Origin of the sequence: Vulcanococcus sp. DEBay_Sum29NL08_54 (assembly GCF_017859255.1) — a bacterium.
Taxonomy (GTDB): Bacteria; Cyanobacteriota; Cyanobacteriia; order PCC-6307; family Cyanobiaceae; genus Vulcanococcus.
The window spans coordinates 1-6,054 of sequence record NZ_JAFMNJ010000001.1; the positions used below are offsets into that span (position 1 = coordinate 1).

General features: G+C 63.6%; 9 protein-coding genes and 1 riboswitch. Of the genes, 6 read left to right on the forward strand and 3 right to left on the reverse strand.

The features are described from left to right. The 3 genes from QZ186_RS00005 to QZ186_RS00015 form a co-directional block, all read left to right on the forward strand. Window positions 1-327 (forward strand): 6-phosphogluconolactonase (locus QZ186_RS00005; protein ID WP_296414935.1); only part of this gene is annotated, 327 nt, incomplete at its 5' end. Between the two features lie 23 nt (window positions 328-350). Further along, window positions 351-902 (forward strand): CIA30 family protein, encoded by a 552-nt coding sequence (locus QZ186_RS00010; protein ID WP_247478343.1) that lies wholly within the window; start codon window positions 351-353, stop codon window positions 900-902. Between the two features lie 2 nt (window positions 903-904). Beyond that, the gene (locus QZ186_RS00015) at window positions 905-1,288 is read left to right on the forward strand and encodes a hypothetical protein (RefSeq protein WP_010316940.1); all 384 of its coding nucleotides are present in this window, start codon (window positions 905-907) and stop codon (window positions 1,286-1,288) included. On the opposite strand, the gene ilvD is transcribed toward QZ186_RS00015, so the two are convergent. The 3 genes from ilvD to upp are packed head-to-tail and all read right to left on the reverse strand — an operon-like array spanning window position 1,285 to window position 3,997. Then, window positions 1,285-2,961 (reverse strand): dihydroxy-acid dehydratase, encoded by a 1,677-nt coding sequence (gene ilvD / locus QZ186_RS00020; protein ID WP_010316941.1) that lies wholly within the window; start codon window positions 2,959-2,961, stop codon window positions 1,285-1,287. The two genes, QZ186_RS00015 and ilvD, sit on opposite strands and share 4 nt — an antisense overlap. A gap of 42 nt (window positions 2,962-3,003) precedes the next feature. After that, window positions 3,004-3,300 (reverse strand): hypothetical protein, encoded by a 297-nt coding sequence (locus QZ186_RS00025; RefSeq protein ID WP_247478349.1) that lies wholly within the window; start codon window positions 3,298-3,300, stop codon window positions 3,004-3,006. Between the two features lie 25 nt (window positions 3,301-3,325). Then, a complete protein-coding gene (gene upp / locus QZ186_RS00030; RefSeq protein ID WP_296414942.1) occupies window positions 3,326-3,997 on the reverse strand; it encodes a uracil phosphoribosyltransferase in 672 nt (223 codons plus the stop codon). 55 nt (window positions 3,998-4,052) lie between these two features. Between upp and QZ186_RS00035 the strand changes: the two genes are divergently transcribed. The 3 genes from QZ186_RS00035 to QZ186_RS00045 form a co-directional block, all read left to right on the forward strand. Next, entirely contained in the window at window positions 4,053-4,589 is a 537-nt protein-coding gene (locus QZ186_RS00035; protein WP_296414947.1) for a pentapeptide repeat-containing protein, read from the forward strand. Between the two features lie 5 nt (window positions 4,590-4,594). Beyond that, window positions 4,595-4,743: riboswitch (cobalamin riboswitch) on the forward strand. Window positions 4,744-4,767: 24 nt separating this feature from the next. Further along, complete coding sequence (locus QZ186_RS00040; protein WP_010316949.1) at window positions 4,768-5,358, forward strand: HupE/UreJ family protein; 591 nt, start codon at window positions 4,768-4,770, stop codon at window positions 5,356-5,358. A gap of 2 nt (window positions 5,359-5,360) precedes the next feature. After that, on the forward strand, window positions 5,361-6,054 hold a 694-nt coding region (locus QZ186_RS00045), incomplete at its 3' end, for a GTP-binding protein (protein WP_296414949.1).

A 6,054-nucleotide genomic window follows, 5' to 3' on the forward strand; every position in this document is an offset into this window, starting at 1 on the left:
TTTGATCTGATGGTTCTCGGCTTGGGTGAGGACGGCCATACGGCCTCCCTGTTCCCCGGCACCGAGGCGCCGACGATCACCGATCGGTGGACCACGGTCGGTCGCGGTAAGGGACTTGAGCGCATCACCTTGACCGCACCTGTTTTGAGTGCGGCCCGCCAGGTGATCTTTCTGGTGAGTGGATCAGGGAAGGTGCAGGCCCTCAGCCGCCTGCTGGATCCGAGTGAATCACCCGATCGGACCCCCGCCAAGTTGGTCACTCCCCGCAATGAGGTTCTTGTCCTGGCGGATGAGGCCGCGCTCGCGGGTGTGACTGCGGCAGGCTGACGCCGTTGCTTTGGATCGCATCCATGCTTGCGCCACTGGTCCTGGCACAGGGAGCTGACTTCCCTGGATGGCACACCCTCAACGACACGATCATGGGGGGACGCAGCCAGGGTCAGTGTCACTCCACCGCGTCTGGCTTGCTGATGGAGGCCGTCGTTGAACCCGAGGGGGGCGGCTTTGTGAGCTGCCGCTCAGCGGTGCTGGATCCACCGCTGGATCTCTCCTCCTACGGAGCCCTCGAGCTCGAACTCGATGGCGATGGTCGCCGCTACAAGCTGGCCCTGGCCAGCCGTGATGGGGTGGCCGGCCTCACGGAACTGATCCCAGGTGGATTGCGTTGGGTGGCGGAGTTCTCCACCCGGCCCAACGGCACCTCTGTGGTGACGATTCCCTTTAGTCGTCTCACCCCCAGCGTTCGGGCCACCCCCGTTGGCCTGCCCCTGCGCTTTGATCCCGCACGGGTGACCAGAATTCAGATCTTGCATTCCAAATTTGGAGACATGGGCGGCCGTAATCCCGGCTTCCGGCCCGGTGCCCTGCGCTTGCTGCTCCGCTCGATCCGAGCCGTGGCCTGACTGTGGACCTCGAACCCCTCCTGAGCGAATTGGCCAAGGCCGCCGATGTCTGCCTGAAGCCCTATCGCCACGCCCTGCGTTTCAGTGGCGAACCGCCCTCCACCGTCGGGGACTGCAGTGATTGCTGTCTCTTGATCGAAGCGCGCGACACCGATGGGGTTCGCCACCCTGATCGCGATCTCGAGCTGGAGATCTACCGCAGCGGCGACGAACTAAACCTGATGCTCAGCATGGTGGCCGATGAGCAGGCACCCATGCTTTGGCATGGCAGCCATCCCGTCTGGATGCAAGCGAACTCAGGGGAGCGCTGCGAACGCCCCAGCGCCGGCGCCCCCCTTGAAGCCCTCTGCAGGCGAATTCGCGCCTTGATTGCTGGCGAGGCCTAGAGGTCAGGCTGGTCGGTCACAGCACCTTTGCTGCTGGAGCTCACCAGCCGGGCGTACTTACCCAAAACACCGGTGCGGTACCTCGGCTCAGGCTTGCTCCAGGCGGCCCGGCGGGCGGCCAGTTCGGCGTCATCAACATTGAGTTGGATCAGCAGTTGGCTGGCATCAACGGTGATGCTGTCGCCCTCCTGGACCAGACCGATGGTTCCGCCCACGGCCGCCTCGGGCGCCACATGGCCGACCACCAGTCCAAACGAGCCCCCGGAGAAGCGTCCATCGGTGATCAGGGCCACGGAATCCAGTAAGCCCTGGCCCACGATCGCGGCGGTGGGGCTGAGCATCTCGCGCATGCCGGGGCCACCCACGGGACCCTCCTGTCGCACCACCACCACGTCGCCTGGGTTGATCTGCTTATCGAGGATGGCGGCCAGGCAGGTTTCCTCGCTTTCAAATACGCGGGCGGGGCCGGTGATCACCGGATTCTTCACCCCGCTGATCTTGGCCACGGCACCCTCTTCGGCCAGGTTGCCCTTGAGGATTGCCAGGTGGCCCTTGGCGTAGAGCGGATTGCTCAGCGGCCGGATCACGTCTTGGCCGGCTGGGGGCACCGCGGGAACATCGGCGAGCACCTGCTTGAGGGTTTTGCCCTCGATCGTTTTGCAATCGCCGTGGAGCAGACCGGCATCCAGCAGCAGCTTCATCACCTGGGGGATGCCACCGGCCTGGTGGAGATCCACGGTGACGTAGCGGCCGCTGGGCTTGAGGTCGCAGATCACGGGCACCCGTTGGCGGATGGTCTCGAAGTCATCGATCGAGAGATCAACGCCAGCGGTGCGGGCCACGGCCAGGAGGTGGAGCACGGAGTTGGTGGAGCCGCCGACGGCCATGATCACGCTGATGGCGTTTTCAAAGGCCTCGCGGGTCATCAGATCGCGGGGAAGGATGTTGGCCTTGATCGCCTCAGCCAGCACCTCCGCGCTGCGGGCAGCGCTATCGGCTTTTTCAGGATCTTCGGCAGCCATGGTGGAGCTGTAGGGCAGGCTCAGGCCCATGGTTTCGAAGGCCGCACTCATCGTGTTGGCGGTGAACATGCCGCCGCAACTGCCGGCGCCAGGGCAGGCGTTCTTCTCAATGGCCGTGAGCTCCTGCTCGTCGATCCGTCCACCGCTGAACTGACCCACCGCCTCAAAGGCACTCACAACGGTGAGGTCGCAGGCGCCGAGCTTTCCGGGTTTGATCGTGCCGCCGTAGACAAAGATTGAAGGGATATTCATCCGCGCCATGGCCAGCATGGCCCCAGGCATGTTTTTGTCGCAGCCGCCGATGGCGAGCAGCGCATCCATGCTCTGACCGTTCACGGCTGTCTCGATTGAATCCGCGATCACCTCGCGGCTCACCAGGGAATACTTCATCCCTTCGGTGCCCATCGAGATGCCATCACTCACGGTGATGGTCCCGAACATCTGGGGCATGGCACCCGCCGCGTGAGCCGCATCCTCAGCCCGGCGGGCCAGATCGTTGAGGCCCAGGTTGCAGGGCGTGATCGTGCTGTAGCCGTTGGCGATGCCGATGATCGGTTTGTTGAAGTCAGCGTCTCCAAAACCGACAGCCCGCAACATGGCGCGGTTGGGGGAGCGCTGAATGCCCTGGGTGATCGCGGCGGAGCGAAGCATGGCTGCGGGGTTGTCTTCCCAGCAACCTACCGAGGAGCCCTGTCAGCTCTGGGGGCTCAGCCCCTCGAGCTGCCTGCGAACGTCTTCGATCGCTTGGTTGAGCTCTTGAACCTTGTCCTGGAGTTCAACCTCCCGGACCACCGGGCGGTCGCTGTTGGGGTCAAAGGCTTGATCGTCGTGATCGGCCAGCCGACTTAGGCGCAGGCTTCGCTGTTGCCGGGTGTTTTGCTGGCGCCGCTCAGCCTCGGAATAGAGCCACCAGGCAAAGCCAGCGGCACCGATCACAGCACCAACCAAGAGGGTGCTCAGAGAACCTGAACCGCCGTCTCGGTTGGACATCGCGTGGACCTGCTTTGAAGTTGCCTCAGCCTACGAAGCCTGACTGCGGCCTGCCATACAGACGGTCGCCAGCGTCACCTAAGCCAGGAACGATGCGCTGCTGATCGTCCAACTCGGCGTCGATACAGCCGGTGTAGATGGTCAGATCGCTGTAGCGCTCACCGAGGGTTTTCAACCCGGGACTGGCGGCAAGGGTGGAGATCACCCGCACCCGTTGGCCAGTCACCCCCTTGGTCTCCAGCTGTTCGAGCACGTTCAGGAGCGTTCCAGCAGTGGCCACCATGGGTTCAAAGACCAGCACCCCTGCATTGGCGGGGATGGTCTCCGGAAGACCGTTGAAGTAACACCGGCAGCGACCGCTGGCCTCATCCCGTTGCAGGCCCATGTGGGCGACGGCAGCGCTAGGGATCACCGACTTGGCTCCGTCCCATAGCCCCAATCCAGCTCGGAGGATGGGCACAGCCAGTACCGGAATCGAACCGTCAACGATGGTCCCTTCCGTCTGGGCCAGTGGTGTCTGCACCTGCACCCGCTGGTAAGGAATCCAGTCCCGCATGGCCTCATAGGTCAACCATCGACCCAGTTCGGCCATCGCCGTTGCAAAGAGGGGCTGAGGGGTCTCTCGATCCCGCAACACGGTCAGCCAATGGCCAATGAGGGGATGGGGAGGGACCACCACCCGAAGGGTCTTGCTCATCGGTCGCGCTCCGGTATCCGCCTGCAATAACTTGAGCGCCCAAGTTAAAGCTGCAGTGCGGAACCTCGTTGCGCTCATTCAGTTGCTCGTGGCCCGCTCATTGAGCACCCTCGCCCTCGGCGTTGTTCTGCTGCTGGCCTCTGTTCTTCCAGTGGCCTCCCCGGCCTTGGCGATTACCGCCCCCGAACTACGTGGTCAGCGCAGCGCTCAGGACCTGCAACCGGACATGCACGGCCGAAACCTTCAGCAGCAGGAGTTTCTAAAAGCCTCCATGGAGGGGTTTGACCTCAGTGAGACCGACCTGCGCGGGGCCGTGTTCAACACCGCCAATCTGCAAAACGCCAACCTCTCGGCGGCTGATCTCGAGGATGCCGTGGCCTTCGCCACCCGCTTTGACAACGCTGACCTCAGCGGTGCGGTCTTTCGCAACGCGATGCTGATGAACAGCAAGTTCACCGGCGCGGTCATCGAAGGCACGGACTTCACCGACGCGGTTCTGGACCTTCCGCAGCAGAAGGCCCTTTGTGCCCGGGCCAGCGGCGTCAATCCACGTACGGGTGTCGATACCCGCGAAAGCCTGGCCTGTCGTTAATCAGCGCTTAGGCTCAGTGCTCCGGTTCTTCGGGGGATCAGCCCGAGGAGGAAACGGGGAAAGTCCGGTGTAATTCCGGCGCTGTCCCGCAGCTGTGAAGAGTCCTGTCCCCAGGGCTCCAGTCAGAACGCCCGCCGGTTCACTCCCATTAATCACCTGGCGCGGACCAGTCCTATTGATGTTCAAGCGTTTCGGGGCCCCTGCGCTCCTGCTGGCTTCCCTCTCTGCCGCGCCAGCTCTGGCCCATCACCCGATGGAGTCCATGGCGCTGGTTCCCTCACCGGTGAGTGGATTGATCAGTGGTCTGGCCCACCCGCTGCTGGGGCCTGACCATCTGCTCTTTCTGATTGCCCTGGCCCTGGTCGGCTTTCAACGCTCCATGCGTTGGACCATGGCGTTGCTGCTGGTGGGCCTCAGCGCCACGGCACTGGGTCTTTGGTTGCCCGGTCTGCCTGGTGCCGAGGCACTGGTCTCCCTCTCCCTGGTGGTCGAGGGCCTCGTGATCGTGGGCCGTCTTCCTGCCCTCAGCTTGATTCCCGCCTTCGCTCTGCACGGTTATGTGCTCAGCGCCTCGGTGATTGGCTGGGAGTCCACCCCCATTGCCTTCTACCTGCTGGGTTTGTTGCTCAGCCAAGGCGCTCTGTTGACCCTCTCCCTCGTTGGCCTGCGTCGCTTCAGCCAGGAGCTCCCGCTGAGCCAGAAACAGCTCCTCGCCGGTGTGATGGTCGGCATCGGCGCCGCCTTCACCTGGACCGCGCTCGTCGCCTGACCATGACTGTGGCACCCGCATCACGCCTCCCGGTCACGGTGGTGACCGGGTTTCTTGGCGCTGGTAAATCGACACTGTTGCGTCAGCTGCTGGTCTCCAGTGGCCTGCGGCTTGCCGTTCTGGTGAACGAGTTTGGTGAGGTGGGGATCGATGGCGATCTGATTCGCAGCTGCGGCTTTTGCCCTGAGGATGAGCTCGACGGACGGGTCGTTGAGCTGGCCAACGGTTGCCTCTGCTGCACCGTCCAGGACGAGTTTCTGCCGGTCATGCAGCAGTTGCTGCAGCGCGCTGACCAACTCGATGGAATCGTCGTCGAAACCAGTGGCCTCGCCCTGCCCGTGCCCCTGGTGCAGGCCTTCCGCTGGCCCGAGATTCGCACCAAGACCCGTGTGACGGGCGTGGTGACCGTTGTCGACGGTGAGGCATTGAGTGGCGGAAGTGTCGTTGCCGATCCCAGTGCCCTCGAGGCCCAACGACAGGCCGATCCAAGCCTGGATCACCTCAGTGACATCAACGCGCTCTTCGACGATCAGCTCGAGGCCGCCGATCTCGTGCTGATGAGCCGGGCGGATTGTTTAAGCGAGGAGGCCGTCGACCGTCTCCGCCGCCGCTTGAGCGACCAGGTCCGCAGCGGCGTGTCTGTTCTGCCCATGGCCCGCGGCGACGTCCCAGCGGCTCTGCTGATGGGACTCGATC

Bases quoted from the DNA above. Each gene is read 5' to 3' on its own strand.
- QZ186_RS00010 (WP_247478343.1), top strand. From the start codon at position 351: ATGCTTGCGCCACTGGTCCTGGCACAGGGAGCTGACTTCCCTGGATGG.
- ilvD (WP_010316941.1), bottom strand. From the start codon at position 2,961: ATGCTTCGCTCCGCCGCGATCACCCAGGGCATTCAGCGCTCCCCCAAC.
- QZ186_RS00025 (WP_247478349.1), bottom strand. From the start codon at position 3,300: ATGTCCAACCGAGACGGCGGTTCAGGTTCTCTGAGCACCCTCTTGGTT.
- upp (WP_296414942.1), bottom strand. From the start codon at position 3,997: ATGAGCAAGACCCTTCGGGTGGTGGTCCCTCCCCATCCCCTCATTGGC.
- QZ186_RS00040 (WP_010316949.1), top strand. From the start codon at position 4,768: ATGTTCAAGCGTTTCGGGGCCCCTGCGCTCCTGCTGGCTTCCCTCTCT.